Raw genomic sequence first — 16,000 nt, 5'->3', positions numbered from 1 at the left:
GGCGGGGCGGGGTGTGCCGTCTCGCGGGGCGGGATCGGTGTCGGGCGGCGGGATGCTTTCTTTGGTTTTGGCGGGTCGGCCTTTGTGATCTTCCGGCGAAGGCCGGGGTCCGGGGGGCAGATGTTCGTGGCGCGGGTTGCGTCTTGTTATCGGGGGTTGTGCGGCAGGCCGGGGGTGGGGCGGTCGGGGGACGGCGTCGGCTTTCGTCGAGCGTCGTCATGTCGGGCCTGTCCCGGCATCCGCGGGGCCGCGATCCTGATGGTGTGGGGCTGGCGGTGCGGTGGATGCCGGGACGGGCACGGCATGACGGCTGCGGCGGGGCGGGTGGCTGTCGCGATCGGACGATATCGGAAACGGGCAGAATCGGGCGCAGGTTCGGAAAGGGGGCGGGGTGGACAAGTCGGAAACGGCGCGCGAGGCGCGGATCGTGGCGGCGAACGGGCGCGTGCTGCAAGTGCAGGAATCGCGCGCGTACAAGCTGGACGCCGGGGCGCGGCAGCGGTTCGTCGACACGCTGGCGGCGACGTGCAACGTCAGGGCGGCGGCGCGCGCGGCGGGGGTGACGCAGGCCGCGGTCTATCGCGAGCGCCAGAGGGACGCGGGCTTCGCCGCGGCGTGGCGCGATGCCTTGTCGCTGGGCTACGACCGGCTGGAACTGGCGATGGTCGGGCATCTGCTCGACCGGATGGGGGTGGACGCCCCCGATCCGGAGGCGGCGCCCGCGGGCGTGCCCGACCTGGCGGGTGCGATCGGCGACCGGACGGCGACGCCGGCGGAGCTGCAACTGGTGCTGGCAATGCTGATGCGGCGGCACGGGGTGGAGCACCGCAAGCCGCAGCGGACGCGGCGGGTGGCGACCGCGGCGGAGACCGATGCGCTGATCCGCCGCAAGCTGGACGCGCTGGCGGCGACCGACGGCGCGGGCGCATGACGGCGGCGGGGGAAGACGGCACGCGGCGTGCGATCGTCGGGGCGGCGGGCTGGGACCTGGCGCAGGCGTCGGCGGCGCGGCGCGCGATCGTGCTGGCGGCCTTGCCGGAGGAGAACCGGCGCGAGCTGGCCGCGCGCTGGACCTTGTCGGCGCATAACGGACAGGTGGCGCCGGTCGGGGACTGGCGCGTGTGGCTGATCCGCGCCGGGCGCGGTTTCGGCAAGACCCGCACCGGCGCGGAATGGGTGTGCGAACAGGCGCGGCTGCGCGGCGATGCGCGGATCGCGCTGGTCGGCGCGACGATCGACGAGGCGCGGCGCGTGATGGTGGAGGGGCCGAGCGGGGTGATCGCGGTCGGATCCCCGCACCAGGAAGTCGTGTGGCGCGCGACGCGCGGCGAGGTGCGGTTCGGATCGGGCGCGGTGGCGCAGGTCTATTCCGCCGCCGCGCCCGAAAGCCTGCGCGGGCCGGAACACCATCTGGCATGGGCCGACGAGCTGGCCAAATGGCCCGACGCGGCGGCGTGGACGAACCTGATGATGGGATTGCGGCTGGGCACGCGGCCGTGCGCGGTGGTGACCACGACGCCGCGCCCGACGACGCTGATGCGGCGGGTGATGGCGATGCCCGGCGCGGTGGAGACGCGCGGCAGCACGCGCGACAATCCGCACCTGCCGCGCGCGTTCGTCGATGCGATGGCGGCGGAATATGGCGGCACGCGGCTGGGGCGGCAGGAACTGGACGGCGAGATGCTGGACGATGTCGTCGGCGCGTTGTGGCCGCGCGCGCTGATCGAGCGGCAGCGGGTCCATGCGCCGCCCGCGCTGGTGCGCGTGGTGGTCGGCGTCGATCCGCCCGCGGGCATTGGCGGCGACGCGTGCGGCATCGTGGCGGCGGGACGGTCGGGCGACGGGCAGGGATATGTGATCGAGGACGCCAGCGTCGTCGGCGCCTCGCCCGAGGGCTGGGCACGCGCGGTGGCGGCGTGCGCGGCGCGCGTCGGCGCGGACCGCGTGGTGGCGGAGGCGAACCAGGGCGGCGCGATGGTGAAGAGCGTCCTGCTGGCCGCCGACGCCGCGTTGCCCGTGGTGCTGGTGCACGCGACGCGGGGCAAGGTGGCACGCGCGGAGCCGGTGGCGGCGTTGTACGAAGGCGCGCGGGTCTGGCACGCGGGGGTGTTCCCCGCGCTGGAGGACGAACTGGCGGGGCTGTCGATCGGGGGCGGGTACGAGGGGCCGGGGCGCTCGCCGGACCGCGCCGACGCCTGCGTGTGGGCGCTGACCCACCTGATGCTGGGCGCGCGCGGCGCGGCGCGGGTGGGGGTGGTGTAGGTTGCTGGGGGTTCGGAGATCCGGCATGGATCGGCGATGTTCGTGTCCGCGTTCGATCTGACGGGAGAGATATCCGTCGACAAGCTGGTCGGTAACGGCGAGTTCATCCTGCGCGCACCGATCGGATATGACGATGTCGAGGGAACCGTCTATTCGGCGTTCGTCGCGCTGTCGCCGCTGATCGGATATGCCGACCTGCCGGGCTACGAACTCATCTTCAATATCACGGCATCTTCGGAAGGATGCGATGTCGTCGCATTTTGGGACGGGTCCGAAACCGTCGCCTTGCTCGCCGAGCGTAGCCTGCGTGAGAAGGTGCGCGTTCTTATATTTATGCTCATCGAGATGCTGATTGACGAGGCGTCGCCCGCGCTCGTAAGCATGACGACACATCGGCCGGGGCTTCCGATTAAGGCCCTGGCAAAGTATCATGGCATATGCGCCGTCTTCCGGAGCAGAGGGTTCAGGGCCGGCAAGGCGGACGAATTCCACGGCCAGCATATCTGGATGATGGAACGTCCGGGAACATAGGTTCCCGCCCGACGATTGATTGTCAGAAGGAAGGCAGGATGAACGCGCCGCTAACCAGGGATCAGCAGATCGCGATGATGAAGACAGCGCGTGAGCGCCATCTTTCGCGCTTTGCCGGCTGGATGGGCAACCGCACCATTCGCGATGCCGTCGGTCGTCCTGCCCCGGGGCAGGATGCCGAAGTCGTTTACGATCATGAAACCCGACGGGTATCCTGCCGGTAGCGCCGACAGACATTCTGGAACGCAAGGCTCCGCTTCGGCGGGGCCTTTTTTTTGGAGTTTTCACAATGGCATGGTTCGGGTGGAAGCCCGGGCGCGCGGGGGCGCGTCCGGCGTTGGGGCGGGCGGGGACGGCGTGGCGGTCCGACAATGCGCCGATGGGATACGAGGCGCAGGTGAGGGCCGGGTACCTCGGCAATGCGGTGGCGCAGCGCGCGGTGCGGCTGGTCGTCGAGGGAGTCGCGGGCGCGCCGCTGGATGCGCGCGATGCGGCGGTGGGGACGCTGGTCGCGCCGGTGATGGAGGCGGTCGCGGCGCAGCTGCTGCTGCACGGCAACGCGTTCGTCCAGATCCTGCGCGGCGACGACGCGGACGGGGACGGCGCGGTCGCGGGGCTGTTCCCGCTGCGGCCCGAGCGCGTGACGGTGGAGCGCGACGCGGACGGGTGGCCCGCGGCGTACGGCTATCGCGTCGGTGGGCAGGTAGCGCGGCTGGACGCCAGCCGGGTGATCCATGTGCGGCGGTTCCATCCGCTGGACGATCATTACGGGCTGGGGTGCCTGGGCGCCGCCGCCGGGCCGATCGCGGTCCACAACGCCGCGACGCGCTGGGCGCAGGGATTGCTGGACAATGCGGCGCGGCCGTCGGGCGCACTGGTCTACGATCCGGGCGACGGATCGGCGCTGAGCCCGGACCAGTTCCGGCGGCTGAAGGAGGAGATGGACGCAGGGTTCGCGGGTGCGGCCAATGCCGGGCGGCCGATGCTGCTGGAAGGGGGCCTGAAATGGCAGTCGCTGAGCCTGTCGCCCGCGGACCTGGACTTTGCAGGGACGAAGGCGGCGGCGGCGCGGGAGATCGCGCTGGCGTTCGGCGTGCCGCCGATGCTGCTGGGCCTGCCCGGCGACAGCACGCACGCCAATTACCGCGAGGCGAACAAGGCGTTGTGGCGGCTGACCGTGCTGCCGCTGGCGGACGTGATCCTGAAGGCGCTGGCGGCCGGACTGTCGGCGGCGTTCGCGGATGCGACGGTGGAGGTCGACCTGGATCGCGTGCCCGCGCTGGTCGAGGATCGCGAGCGGTTGTGGACGATGGTGACGCGCGCCGATTTCATCACGCGCGACGAGAAGCGGCAGATGGTGGGATGGGCATGACCGGCGCGGCGACGAACCGCGTGCTGGCGCGGCTGATCGAGCAGGGGGCGGGCGGCGGCGCCGGGGAACACGCGGACCGGGCCACGTTGCGCGCCATCGCGGAGGAGGCGGGCGAGCTGGGCGCTACGCGCGCGCTGGCGCGACTGGGGCTGTCGGACGCGGACGCGGTGGCGGACGTGGCGCAGCTGCGCGAGCTGCTGGCGGCGTGGCGCGACGCGAAACGGTCCGCGTGGCGCGCCTTGTGGGCGTGGATCGCGCGGGTGATGGCCGCCGCGCTGCTGCTGGGGCTGGCGGTGAAGCTGGGACTGGCGGAGATGGTCAGGTGATCCGCGTGACGGGGCATGCCGCGGTGTTCGACCGCGTCGACCGCGCGGGCGACGTGATCCGGCGCGGCGCCTTCGCCGGCGCGGGGGCGGTGCCGCTGCTGTTCCAGCATCGCGGCCGCGCGGTGGGCACGATCGAGGCGATCGGGGAGGATGCGCGCGGGCTGCGCATCGCGGCGACCGTCGCGGATGCGCAGGTCGCGCGGCTGGTGGCGCGCGGCGCGCTGCCCGGCCTGTCGGTCGGCTATCGCGCGCGCGTCGTGAAGCAGGGCGCGCGGCGCGAGATCCTGCGCGCGGACCTGATCGAGGTCAGCCTGGTCGCGGTGCCGATGCAGGCGGCGGCGCGGGTGGAGGCGATCGAGCAGATTTAGGCGCGTCGTTGCGAGCGGAGCGAAGCAATCCAGGGCGTCACGGGCGGCTCTGGATTGCTTCGCTCCGCTCGCAATGACGGAGGATGGGTTCGGGGCGCTCGCGGGGAGCGCCCCTTTCATGGAGAATGACATGAACGATGTGGTGACGGCACGGCCGGCGCTGGATGGCGCGCGTCCGCAGAAGGATACGGCCTTCGAGGGCTTCGTACGGGCGGGGCAGACGGTGGAGATGAAGGCGTTCACGGGCGTCACGGGCGCGGAGGGCGGCTATGCCGTGCCGCGCGAGATCGACGCCGCGATCGATGCGACGCTGAAGGCGGTCAGCCCGATCCGCAGCATCGCCAACGTGGTGCAGGTCGGCAGCGCGGGATACCGAAAGCTGGTGACCACGGGCGGCACGCCGTCGGGCTGGGCAGGCGAGGCGGAGGCGCGGCCGGGCACCGCATCGCCGGTGTTCCAGGAGATCGCGCCGCCGATGGGCGACCTGTACGCCAATCCCAGCGCCAGCCAGGCGATGCTGGACGACGCGCAGTTCGACGTCGAGGAATGGCTGGCGGGCGAGATCGCGGCGGAATTCGCGAAGGCCGAGGGCGCGGCGTTCGTCGCCGGATCGGGCGTGAACCGGCCGCGCGGCTTCCTGCTGTCGCCGACCGCCGCGACCGCGGACGGGGTGCGCGCGTTCGGGACGCTGCAATATCTGCCCAGCGGCGCGGCGGGGGACTTCACCGCCACCGGCGCCGAACGGCTGATCGACCTGGTCCACGCGCTGCGCGCGCCGTACCGGCAGGGGGCGGCGTTCGTCATGAACGCCGCGACGCTGGCGCGCATCCGCAAGTTCAAGACCAGCGACGGCCAGTTCCTGTGGCAACCCAGCCTGGTCGCGGGCACGCCCGCCACGCTGCTGGGCTATCCGGTGGTCGAGGCGGAGGACATGCCCGACATCGCCGCCAACAGCCTGTCGATCGCGTTCGGCAATTTCCGCCACGGCTATGTCGTCGCGGAGCGGACGGAGACGCAGATCCTGCGCGATCCGTACACGAACAAGCCCTTCGTCACCTTCTACGCCACCAAGCGCGTCGGCGGGGCGGTGACCAACAGCGAGGCGATCAAGGTCATGAAGTTCGCCGCGAGCTGATCGGTAACGGGGTCGGTGAAGGCCGGCCCCGCTTCCTGTTCCCCCGCGGAGGCGGGGGGCCAGGGTTTCGGACGGCAGCGCCCGTGACTCTGGACTCCCGCTTTCGCGGGAGAACGGAATGGTTTCAGAAGGAAAGGGACGCGGATGGGAACGCTGACGGGTGGGCCGGGGGCGGTGACGTTGCCGCCCGGGGATCGCGATGCCGCGCTGGACGCGGTGCGCGCGCAATTGCGGGTCGAGACGGCGCAGGACGACGCGCTGATCGTCGCCTTCGCCGAAACGGCGCTGGGGCTGGCGGAGCGCTACACCGGGCGCGCGTTGCTGCTGCGCGCGATGGTGGCGGAAATGCCCGCGGCGGCGGGGTGGCAGCTGCTGCCGGTCGCGCCGGTGCGGGCGATCACCGCGGTCGCGGCGGGGCGGCCCGCGGCCGTGCTGGCCGCGGGGACGTTCGCGGTCGATATCGATGCGGCGGGCGCGGGCTGGATCCGGGCGGACGGCGTCGCCGCGCCGCTGACGGTGACGATCGAGGCGGGCGAGGCGGCGAGCTGGGCCGCGATCCCGGCGGCGATCCGGCAGGGCGTCGTCCTGCTGGCGGCGCATCTGTTCGGGGACCGCGAGGGGCGGCAGGCGCCGCCCGCGGCGGTGGCGGCGCTGTGGCGGCCGTTCCGCGACCTGAAGCTGGCCGAGCGGGTGCGCGCATGAGCGCGGTCGAGCGGGCCGCGGCGCGGGCCGCGGAGGGGGCGGTCGCGCGGGCGACGGGGCGGGTCGCCGACGTGCTGCGCGACGTGCCGGGCGTGACGGTGAGCGCGGAAGCGGGGCGCGTCGTGGTCGCGGGGCGCGGGCTGGTGCGGCGGATGCTGACCGACGCGCGGCTGCGCTGGGTCGCGGGGTGGCTGCGGTGAGCGCGGTCGCGGCGGTGCGCGGCGCGGCGCTGGCGCGGTTGCGCGGCGCGCTGGCGGTCAACCGGGTGTGGGACGGCGCGGACGGGCGCGGGACGGTGCCCTATGCGGTGCTGCGCGATGTCGTCGCGGTGGATTGGGGGACCAAGGACCGGGCGGGGCGCGAGGTTCGCGTCGGCGTGACCGTGCGCGACGAGGGCGGGACGCCCGCGCGGTGCGAGACGCTGGCCGCCGCGGCGGAGGCGGCGTTGCTGGACCTGCCGCGCGACCTTTCCGGGGCGGAATCGGACTGGCGCGCGGCGAGCGTCGTGCCGGTGCGCTGCACGGTGCTGGGCGAGGGGCAGGGACGCTGGGCGGGGATCGTCGACGTGCGGGTGCGCGTGCTGGCGGCGTGAGGCTGACTCGCATCCGCTCGTACCGAGCGACGTCGAAGCACATGCGCCGCGCGTGCCCTTCGACGTCGCTCAGGGCGAACGGGGGCGGGGCGGATTTCGGATTTCGGCGGGGTCGTTCGTGACGGCCCCTCAAACTCCCCGTCGGGGAGAGGGCGAGAAGGAGGGTTTGATGGCGGTGGAGAAGGGTAGCGCGTTCCTGCTGAAGGTGGGGAACGGGGGCAGTCCGGTCGTGTACGCGACCGTCGCGGGACTGCGCACGACGCAGCTTTCCGTGAACGGCGAGGCGGTGGCGATCACGCACAAGGATTCGGGCGGATGGCGCGAATTGCTGTCGGGCGCAGGCGTGCGCAGCGTCAGCGTGTCGGCGGCGGGGGTGTTCACCGGATCGGCGGCGGAGGCGCGGGTGCGCGGCAGCGCGCTGGCGGGCGGACTGGACGATTACCGGCTGACGTTCGAGGGCGGCGAGACGATGACGGGGCGGTTCCTGGTCACGCGGCTGGACTATGCCGGCGATTATAACGGCGAGCGCAGCTACACGATCGCGCTGGAGAGTTCCGGCCCGGTGGTGAGCGCGTGAGCGGCGTCGACTCCCTGTCGGTCGCCGCTGACGCGGCTGGGGGGCGAGCGCAGCTACACGATCGCGCTGGAGCGTTCCGGCCCGGTGGTGAGCGCGTGAGCGGCGTCGGAACCCTGTCGAGCGCCGCTGACGCGGCTGGGGGGCGAGCGCAGCCACACGATCGCGCGGGAGCGTTCCGGGCCGATGGTGCGCGCGTGACGCCCGCCAACCCGGCGCGGGGCGAGGCGGCGTTGCGGGTCGCGGGCGAGATGCTGGTGCTGCGCCCGACGTTCGCGGCACTGGTGGCGGCGGAGGGCGAACTGGGGCCGCTGTTCGCGCTGGTCGCGCGGGCGGCGGACGGGGGGCTGACGCTGTCCGAGATGGTCGCGCTGTTCTGGCACTGCCGCCACGCGGCGCCCGACGCGCTGACGCGCGAGGCGCTGGGCGAGGCGGTGGTGGCGCAGGGCGTGGCGGCGGCGACGCCGGTGCTGCGCGTGCTGCTGCGGCAGGTGCTGTCGGGGCGGTGACGCCGCCGCGGGAGGAGGGGCGCTTCGCCGACGCGGCCGTGCGCCTGGCGGGGCTGGCGGGCGTGGTGTTCGGGTGGGCGCCGGACACGTTCTGGCGCGCGACGCCCGACGAGCTGGGCGCGCTGGTCGCGGCGGTCGTGCCCGAGGAGGCGGCGCCGCCCGATGCGGGGATGATCGCGCGATTGAGGGAGGCATATCCGGATGGATGAGGAAATCGAGCGGCTGGTGATCGGCGTGCGCGCGGATACCAGCGGGTTCGCGCGCGACGTCGCGGCGATGCGGGGCACGCTGGACGGCCCCTTCGCCCAGGGCGCGGATCGCGCGGGGCGGGCGATCGAGACCGCGCTGCTGCGCGCGGTGCGGACGGGCAAGATCGGGTTCGACGACCTGCGCGGCGTCGCGCTGGCGGTCCTGTCCGACATCGCCGCGGCGGCGATCCGTGCGGGGATCGGGAGTATCGGCGGCGGTGGCGTGAAGACGGGCGCGGGCGGGCTGCTGGGCGGCCTGCTGGGGCTTCTGGGCGCGCCGGGGCGTGCGACGGGCGGGCCGGTGTCGCCGGGCCGTCCCTATGTCGTGGGCGAGCGCGGCCCCGAATTGTTCGTGCCGACCAGCAGCGGGCACGTCGCCGCCGCGACCGGCGGGGGCGTGCGTGACGTGCGCGTGGCGATCACGGTCAACGCGCCCGCGGGCGAGGGCGCGGGATCGCTCCAGCGATCGGGCCGGCAGGTCGCGCGCGCGGTGCGGCAGGCGCTGATGGAGGCGGGGTGATGGGACATTGGCTGACGCGCGCACGCGCGGAACAGGCCGACGGCGTGATCTCGCGCTTCGACCCCGTCTACTGGACGGTCAATTTCCCGCGGCCGATGATGGCGGCGGTCACGACGACGGCGCCGGACGCGCTGCGCGTGGACGCGGTGTTCTACCGCCGCGACGACCTGGCCGGGCTGATCTGGGACAGCGCGGACGCGCACGACCATCCGCTGCTGCGCTACGACACGGTGCGCGACTATCGCGACTGCACCGTGTCGTTCCGGTGGCGGTCGGCGGGCGTCGTCGCGCTGGACGCGGTCAACGGCCCGGTGCTGACGATCGAGGGGCGCGACGCGGCGGGGAACCCGCGCGCCTGGTACGTGCGGCTGTGGAACTACGCCACGGGCACGCCCGAGGACGCCGCGGTCGCGATCGATTTCGCCCGCGTCGACGGGGGCTTCCTGCTGCCGGGCGAAGCGGATCCGGTGTGGGCGGGGGACGTCGACCGGATGTTCGTGTCGCTGGTGGCGCCGGGCTACGACGCGGGCGGCGGCGCGCTGCCCGCGCCGGTGGAGGCGTGGGTGGAGATGAGCGCCATCCGCTGCGACGGCGCGGGATCGGTGATCGGGTGCGGCGACGTGATCCTGCCCGAACAGGGGTTGCGGATCGCGAACGGTTACGACGACGTCTATCACCTGACGCCCGCGCGGATGCTGCACAACGTGCTGCGGCTGGGGTATCGCGGCGCGATCCTGCATTACGTCGGGATGAGCCACTATTTCCGGCTCGGCACCGGGGGCGGGGTCGTGACGCGGGCGGGCGGGGCGCTGAACGTCGCGTGCGCGGCATGGCATGCCGACTTCGCGCGGCGCGCGGCGATGCTGGGCTATGACGTGATCTGGTCGCTGTCGTACGAATTGTTCGACGCGCATGCGCCGGAGGACTGGAAGCAGCGCACCGCGGACGGCAGCCCGGCGCTGACCGGATGGGTGCCGCCCTCCACGTTGCTGTCCCCGACCCACGCGGGGGCGATGGCGTATCTGCACGCCGTGGCGCGCGCGTTCGTCGCGATCGGCGTGGCGGCGGGACTGGCGCCGAAATTCCAGGTGGGCGAACCGTGGTGGTGGACGATGCCCGACACCGCGGCGGGGCCGGACGGGCGGCCGTGCCTGTACGATGCCAGCGCGGTCGCGGCGCTGGCCCCGGTCGCGATCCCGACGATGCGGACGGGGATGGACGCGGGCCAGCGCGCGACGCTGGACCGGGCGGGTGCGGCGCTGGCGGCGTCGACCGCGGCGCTGGCGGCGGCGGTGAAGGCCGACCATCCGGCGTGCGAGACGTTCCTGCTGGCCTATCTGCCCACCGTCCTGGACGCCGCGGCGCCCGAGGCGAAGCGCATGAACCTGCCGGTCGGCTGGGCGTCGCCCGCGTTCGATGTCTTGCAGCTGGAGGATTACGACTGGGTCACCGCGGGCGACGTGGCGTCGAGCGCGGCGGGCGTCGCGGCGGCGACCGCGCGGCTGGGCTATCCGCCGGGGCGGCAGGAATATCTGTCGGGATTCGTGCTGCGGCCCGAACAGGCCGCGCAATGGGGGCCGATCGTGGCGGCGGCGCGGGTGGCGCAGAGGCGGGACGTGCGCGCGACCTACGTGTGGGCCCTGCCGCAGGTGATGCGCGACGGCGTCGTGATATGGGACGGGGGAGAGGACATGCAGGCGTTCGACGATGTGTCGTTCCCGCTGGCGCTGGGTCGCGAGGCGGAGGTGACGCCGGGATTTTCGACGCGCGTGGTGACCAGCGCGGGCGGGCGGGAGACGCGCAGCGTCGCGTGGAGCGGGGCGCGGACCCGGTACGACGTGGGGCCGGGCGTACGCAGCGAGGCGGACGTTGCGGCGCTGCTGGCGTTCTTCCGCGCGCGGATGGGCCCGGCGCGCGGGTTCCGGCTGCGCGATCCGTTCGACTGGCAGGCGGCGGACGTGCTGCTGGGTACGGGCGACGGGGCGACGCGCATCTTCCCGCTGGTCACGCGGTACGGCGACACCGTGCGGCGGATCACGCGACCGGTATCGGGCACGGTGTCGATACGCGTCGCCGGCGTGGCCGCTGGGTTCGCGCTGGGCGCGTCGGGGATCGTGTCGCTGGACGTGGCGCCGGGGGCGGGGGTGCCCGTGACGGCGTCGTTCGGGTTCGACGTGCCGGTGCGGTTCGCGGAGGATACCCTGAGCGTGCAGCGCACGACGTTCCTTGCGGGCGCGGCACCCAGCGTGCCGCTGATCGAGGTGCGCGAGGCATGAGCGCGGACCGGATCGCGACGATCGCGCTGTGCTGGCGGATCGAGCGGCGCGACGGGATGACGATCGCGCTGACCGACCACGACAAGGACCTGAGCGTGGGCGGCGACACCTATCGCGCCGCGCCGGGCATGACGCCGTCCGCGATCCAGCGGGGCGAGGGGCTGGACGCGGACACGATGGAGGCGGGCGGCGCGCTGCATTCCGACGCGATCACCGAGGCGGACCTGGTCGCGGGACGCTGGGACGGGGCGCGGGTGGTGGCGTTCGCGGTCGACTGGAGCGCGGGCGGCGCGCCGGTGCCGCTGGGCGAGGGGCGGATCGGGGAGGTCGGCGTGGCGGACGGGAAATTCGCCGCCGAACTGGCCGGTGTCGCCGCCCGGCTGGAACGCCCGGTGACCGAGGCGACGTCGCCCGCGTGCCGCGCGACGCTGGGCGACCGGCGCTGCCGCGTGGCGATGGCGGGGCGGCGCCGGTTCGCGCGGGTGGTCGCGTGCGACGGAACCGCGCTGACGCTGGACGGGGTGGCGCCGGCCGCGGGAGCCGATGCCGACGGGCGGCTGCGCTGGCTGGGCGGCGCCAACGCCGGGCTGGAAAGCGCGATCGTCGCCTCCGCCGGCACCGTGCTGACCCTGCGCGTGCCGCCGTCCTTCGCGGTTGTGGCGGGCGCGCTGGTGGAGGTGACGGAAGGGTGCGACCGGACGATCGCGACGTGCGCGGGGCGGTTCGACAATGCGGCGAACTTCCGCGGCGAACCGTATCTGCCCGGTATCGACCTGCTGACGCGATATCCCGGCGCATGACCCCCGGCGAACGCGGCGCGGCGGCGGCGGCGGCGTGCGTCGGCGCGCGGTTCCGCGTGCAGGGGCGCGATCCCGCAACGGGGCTGGATTGCGTCGGGGTCGCGGGGATCGCGTTGCGCGCAGGCGGCTGGAACGGTCGCGTGCGCGCGGATTACGCGATGCGGACGGGGGATTGGGGCGGTGAGCCCGAGGGCCTCATCGCGTGCGACGGCGGACGGCCGGGCGACATCCTGTTGTGCCGGGCGATGCCGACCCAACTGCACCTGGCGGTGCGGATCGCGGGCGGCATCGTCCATGCCGACATGGCGGCGCGGCGCGTGGTGGCGCGGCCCGGCGACGTGCCGTGGCCGGTGGTGCGCGCCTATCGGATCGGGGAGTAGCGACATGGCGACACTGGTGCTGACCACGGTCGGCGGGGCGATCGGCGGGCCGGTCGGGGCCGCACTGGGCGCGGTATTGGGGCAGGCGGTCGATCGCCGCCTGCTGGCGACGCCGGGGCGGCAGGGGCCGCGGCTGCGCGAACTGGCGGTGCAGACGTCGTCCTACGGGACGCAGATGCCCAAGGTGTTCGGGACGATGCGCGTCGCCGGATCGGTGATCTGGGCGACCGACCTGATCGAATCGCGGACGCGCCAGCGCGGCGCGAAGGGGCAGGGCGGGACGACGACGTACAGCTACGCCGCGTCCTTCGCGGTCGCGCTGTCGGCGCGGCGGATCGTGCGCGTCGGGCGGATATGGGCGGACGGCAAGCTGCTGCGCGGCGCGGCCGGGGACTGGAAGAGCGCGACCGGATTTCGCCTCTATACGGGGACCGAGGATCAGCCGGTCGATCCGCTGATCGCGAGCCTGGCGAGCCCCGCGCCCGCGCATCGCGGCATCGCCTATGCCGTGTTCGAGCAATTGCAGCTGGCCGATTTCGGCAACCGCATCCCGTCGCTGACCTTCGAGGTGGTGGCGGACGAGGGCGAGGTGGCGATCGGGTCGGTCGCGCGCGCGCTGGGCGAGGGCGCGATCGTGGGCGACGGACCGGCCGACCTGCTGACGGGCTTTTCCGCCGGCGGCAGCAGCGTCGCGGGCGCGCTGGGCGTGCTGGCGGAGGCGGCGCAGGCGTGGTTCGTGCCCGACGGCGCGGGCATGGCGATGCGCAATCGGATCGATGCCGCCGTCGCGCTGGACGAGGACGTCCGCATCGACCTGACCCGGGGGGCGGCGGACGCGGTGCCGGTGGCGTTGTCGGTATCGCATTACGACCCGGCACGCGATTTCCAGGTGGGGAGCCAGGCCGCGCATCGCGGCGGCGCGGGGTGGCGCGACGAGGCGGTGGAACTGCCCGCCGCCGTGTCCGCCGGGCGGGCGCGGCAGATCGCGGACGCGGGCCTGCTGGCGCGCGAGGCGGCGCGTGTGCGACGGCGCGCGACGACCGACGTTTCCGCGATCGCGGTCGCGCCCGGCGACGCGGTCCTGCCCGCGGGCGAGGGCGCGCCGTGGCGGGTGACGCGCGCGACGCTGGAGGAGATGCGCGTCGTCCTGGACCTGGTGCCCGTACCGGTCGCGGCGGCGGCGCGCACGGCGGACCCGGGGGTCGTGGCGGGGGCGCCCGACCGGCTGATCGGGCGGACCGTCGTGACGGCGTTCGAACTGCCGCCGCTGGACGATGCGTTGCCGCAGGTGCCGCAGCTGCTGATCGCGGCGGCGGGGACGGAGCCGGGCTGGCGCGGCGCGCTGCTGTCGGTCAGTCGCGACGGCGCGACATGGGAGGATGGGGGCGCGACCGCTGCGCCCGCGACGATGGGGACGATCGCGACGCCGCTGGGCGCCGCGCCCGCGACGCTGGTCGACCGCGTGCATGCGGTCGAGGTCGAGTTCCCGCACGAGGCGATGGCGCTGGCGTCCGCCGATGCGGCGGCGCTGGACCGCGGCGCCAACCTCGCGCTGATCGGGGACGAGCTGATCCAGTTCGGGCGCGCGACACCGATCGGCGCCACGCGGTGGCGGATCGCCGACCTGTGGCGCGGACGGCGCGGGACGGCCGCCGCGGCGCACGATGCGGGCGCGCGCTTCGTCCTGATCGAGGCCGCGACGCTGGCCGTGGTGGCGCTGCCCGGCGTCCGCGCCGCCCCGCTGCGGATCAGCGCGATCGGGGTAGGCGACGGCGGCGTCGCGGCGACCGCGACGATGGTCCCGACCGGCGCATCGGTCGCGCCGCCCGCACCGGTGCACGTGCGCGCCACGCCGGATGCGGGCGGTGGGCTGGCGTTGCGATGGATCCGGCGGAGCCGCCGCGGCTGGCGCTGGGACGACGGCGGCGACGCGCCGCTGGTCGAGGAGCAGGAGGCGTATCGCATCACCCTGCCCGCAGGGAGCGGCACGCGCGACGTGACGGTGACCCAGCCCGCGCTGGATCTGGCGGCGGGCGAGTGGGAACCGGGCATTGTGGCCATCCGGCAACTGGGCACGCTGGCGGAATCGATGCCCGCGACGACGACGATATGAGGAGATGGGGATGACGAGCGAAACAGCGCGGCTGGCACTGCCGCTGATCGAGCCGGGATAGGCGCAGAAGGAACTGGTCCACAACGAGGCGCTCGCGCTGCTCGACATCGCGGCGCAGGCCGTCGTCGAGGCGGTCGGCCCGAACGCGCCCCCGCCCGATCCCGCCGTCGGCGCCTGCTGGATCGTCGGGCCGGAGCCGACCGGCGCATGGGGCGGGCATGCGGGCGCCATCGCGGGCTTCACCGCGGGCGGCTGGCGCTTCCTCGCCGCGCGCGACGGGATGCGGGCGTGGAGCCGCGCGGACGACAGGACGGTGGCTCGTGTCGACGGAGCGTGGGAGGACGGGCTGGTCCGGTGCCGCCGGCTGCTGGTAGAAGGACAGCGGGTCGTCGCCGCACGGCAACCCGCGATCGCGTCCCCCACTGGTGGATCGACCGTCGATACGGAAGCGCGGACCGCGATCGGGCAGGTCCTCGACGCGCTGCGCACGCACGGGTTGATCTCGATCGATTGAAAAACCTGTTGCTGCGATGCAACAGTCCCGGCCTTTTGTCGACTTGTGCGGAAACCATCGACTGTATAGTGAGTTTGCGTTGTCCGTAGTGACACCAAGGAAAGGGGATTATGATGCGTAAGCTTGCCATTGTCATGGCGCTTGCCTCCACTGCCATCGCTTCGCCCGCGCTCGCGCGCGATGGGGCGTGGTACGTTGGCGTGAATGGCGGTGCGATGATCGTCGAGGATATCAATTACTCGATCACCAGCACCACCGCAGGGCTCTCGGGCACTGCGATCGTCGACCACGATTACGGCTGGGACGTCGACGGCAACGTCGGTTACGATTTCGGCGCGTTCCGTCTGGAAGCGGAAGTCGGCTATCGCCGTGCGACCGTCGACGGCTTCAGCTCCACCGGCGCCATCCCGGTTTCGGGTTCGGGCACGGTTCCGGCCGGCACGTACGGCATCGCCGGCGGCAAGACCTCGGCGCTCAGCTTCATGATCAACGGCCTGCTCGACTTCGGGCCGGACGATGGTCTTCAGGGCTTCGTCGGCGGCGGCGCCGGTGTGGCGCGCGTGAAGGCGGAGAATTCGCTGCGTCGTTCGTACCAGCTGCTGGACGACTCGGACACGGTCTTCGCATGGCAGGCCCTGGCCGGCGTGCGTGCGCCGCTGAGCGACAACGTCGACGTGTCGTTGAAGTATCGCTTCTTCAACGCCGACAACGTCAACCTCGTCGATGCGCGCAACAGCGCCTATGACGGCCGTTTCCGTTCGCACAGCATCCTGGGCGG

General features: G+C 73.4%; 21 protein-coding genes. All 21 read left to right on the top strand.

Annotated features, from left to right (window positions below; all coding sequences use genetic code 11):
* Positions 1-391: 391 nt before the first annotated feature.
* Positions 392-931, top strand: a complete 540-nt coding sequence (locus ASG29_RS00450) for a hypothetical protein (RefSeq protein ID WP_055978626.1) — start codon at positions 392-394, stop codon at positions 929-931.
* On the top strand, positions 928-2,262 hold the full coding sequence (locus tag ASG29_RS00445; RefSeq protein ID WP_055978624.1) for a DNA-packaging protein: 1,335 nt from the start codon (positions 928-930) through the stop codon (positions 2,260-2,262). Before ASG29_RS00450 ends, ASG29_RS00445 begins: the two co-directional genes overlap by 4 nt.
* A gap of 36 nt (positions 2,263-2,298) precedes the next feature.
* Entirely contained in the window at positions 2,299-2,793 is a 495-nt protein-coding gene (locus tag ASG29_RS00440; protein WP_055978622.1) for a hypothetical protein, read from the top strand.
* 38 nt (positions 2,794-2,831) lie between these two features.
* Positions 2,832-3,017, top strand: a complete 186-nt coding sequence (locus ASG29_RS16545; protein WP_156457817.1) for a hypothetical protein — start codon at positions 2,832-2,834, stop codon at positions 3,015-3,017.
* 65 nt (positions 3,018-3,082) lie between these two features.
* On the top strand, positions 3,083-4,165 hold the full coding sequence (locus ASG29_RS00435) for a phage portal protein (protein ID WP_055978620.1): 1,083 nt from the start codon (positions 3,083-3,085) through the stop codon (positions 4,163-4,165).
* The gene (locus tag ASG29_RS00430) at positions 4,162-4,491 is read left to right on the top strand and encodes a DUF6127 family protein (protein WP_055980602.1); all 330 of its coding nucleotides are present in this window, start codon (positions 4,162-4,164) and stop codon (positions 4,489-4,491) included. The genes ASG29_RS00435 and ASG29_RS00430 overlap by 4 nt, the downstream gene beginning before the upstream one ends.
* The gene (locus tag ASG29_RS00425; RefSeq protein WP_321163172.1) at positions 4,488-4,859 is read left to right on the top strand and encodes an HK97 family phage prohead protease; all 372 of its coding nucleotides are present in this window, start codon (positions 4,488-4,490) and stop codon (positions 4,857-4,859) included. Before ASG29_RS00430 ends, ASG29_RS00425 begins: the two co-directional genes overlap by 4 nt.
* Positions 4,860-4,989: 130 nt before the next feature.
* Positions 4,990-5,994, top strand: a complete 1,005-nt coding sequence (locus ASG29_RS00420; RefSeq protein ID WP_235532714.1) for a phage major capsid protein — start codon at positions 4,990-4,992, stop codon at positions 5,992-5,994.
* A 144-nt stretch (positions 5,995-6,138) separates the two neighbouring features.
* Positions 6,139-6,696: a head-tail connector protein gene (locus ASG29_RS00415; protein WP_055978619.1), complete on the top strand. Its 558-nt coding sequence runs from the start codon at positions 6,139-6,141 to the stop codon at positions 6,694-6,696.
* Entirely contained in the window at positions 6,693-6,896 is a 204-nt protein-coding gene (locus tag ASG29_RS00410) for a hypothetical protein (protein WP_055978617.1), read from the top strand. Before ASG29_RS00415 ends, ASG29_RS00410 begins: the two co-directional genes overlap by 4 nt.
* Entirely contained in the window at positions 6,893-7,288 is a 396-nt protein-coding gene (gene gp17 / locus ASG29_RS00405) for a tail completion protein gp17 (protein WP_235532713.1), read from the top strand. The genes ASG29_RS00410 and gp17 overlap by 4 nt, the downstream gene beginning before the upstream one ends.
* 169 nt (positions 7,289-7,457) lie before the next feature.
* Positions 7,458-7,865 (top strand): phage major tail protein, TP901-1 family, encoded by a 408-nt coding sequence (locus ASG29_RS00400; RefSeq protein ID WP_055978616.1) that lies wholly within the window; start codon positions 7,458-7,460, stop codon positions 7,863-7,865.
* Between the two features lie 194 nt (positions 7,866-8,059).
* Positions 8,060-8,371, top strand: a complete 312-nt coding sequence (locus ASG29_RS00395) for a GTA-gp10 family protein (protein WP_082515531.1) — start codon at positions 8,060-8,062, stop codon at positions 8,369-8,371.
* Complete coding sequence (locus tag ASG29_RS00390) at positions 8,368-8,580, top strand: phage tail assembly chaperone (protein WP_055978614.1); 213 nt, start codon at positions 8,368-8,370, stop codon at positions 8,578-8,580. The genes ASG29_RS00395 and ASG29_RS00390 overlap by 4 nt, the downstream gene beginning before the upstream one ends.
* A complete protein-coding gene (locus ASG29_RS00385) occupies positions 8,573-9,139 on the top strand; it encodes a hypothetical protein (protein WP_055978611.1) in 567 nt (188 codons plus the stop codon). Before ASG29_RS00390 ends, ASG29_RS00385 begins: the two co-directional genes overlap by 8 nt.
* Positions 9,139-11,415 (top strand): DUF2460 domain-containing protein, encoded by a 2,277-nt coding sequence (locus ASG29_RS00380; RefSeq protein ID WP_055978610.1) that lies wholly within the window; start codon positions 9,139-9,141, stop codon positions 11,413-11,415. The genes ASG29_RS00385 and ASG29_RS00380 overlap by 1 nt, the downstream gene beginning before the upstream one ends.
* The gene (locus ASG29_RS00375; protein ID WP_055978607.1) at positions 11,412-12,215 is read left to right on the top strand and encodes a DUF2163 domain-containing protein; all 804 of its coding nucleotides are present in this window, start codon (positions 11,412-11,414) and stop codon (positions 12,213-12,215) included. Before ASG29_RS00380 ends, ASG29_RS00375 begins: the two co-directional genes overlap by 4 nt.
* Positions 12,212-12,595 carry a hypothetical protein gene (locus ASG29_RS00370; RefSeq protein ID WP_055978605.1) on the top strand — a complete coding sequence of 128 codons (384 nt, stop codon included), beginning with the start codon at positions 12,212-12,214 and terminating at the stop codon, positions 12,593-12,595. Before ASG29_RS00375 ends, ASG29_RS00370 begins: the two co-directional genes overlap by 4 nt.
* 4 nt (positions 12,596-12,599) lie before the next feature.
* Positions 12,600-14,708 carry a phage tail protein gene (locus tag ASG29_RS00365; protein WP_055978604.1) on the top strand — a complete coding sequence of 703 codons (2,109 nt, stop codon included), beginning with the start codon at positions 12,600-12,602 and terminating at the stop codon, positions 14,706-14,708.
* Between the two features lie 73 nt (positions 14,709-14,781).
* Complete coding sequence (locus ASG29_RS00360; protein WP_235532762.1) at positions 14,782-15,222, top strand: DUF2793 domain-containing protein; 441 nt, start codon at positions 14,782-14,784, stop codon at positions 15,220-15,222.
* A 113-nt stretch (positions 15,223-15,335) separates the two neighbouring features.
* The coding region (locus ASG29_RS17295) for an outer membrane protein (RefSeq protein WP_235532712.1) at positions 15,336-16,000 on the top strand (665 nt) is incomplete at its 3' end.

This window comes from Sphingomonas sp. Leaf412, from assembly GCF_001425405.1.
Taxonomy (GTDB): Bacteria; Pseudomonadota; Alphaproteobacteria; order Sphingomonadales; family Sphingomonadaceae; genus Sphingomonas.
This window is presented reverse-complemented; position numbering and strand designations above follow the sequence as displayed.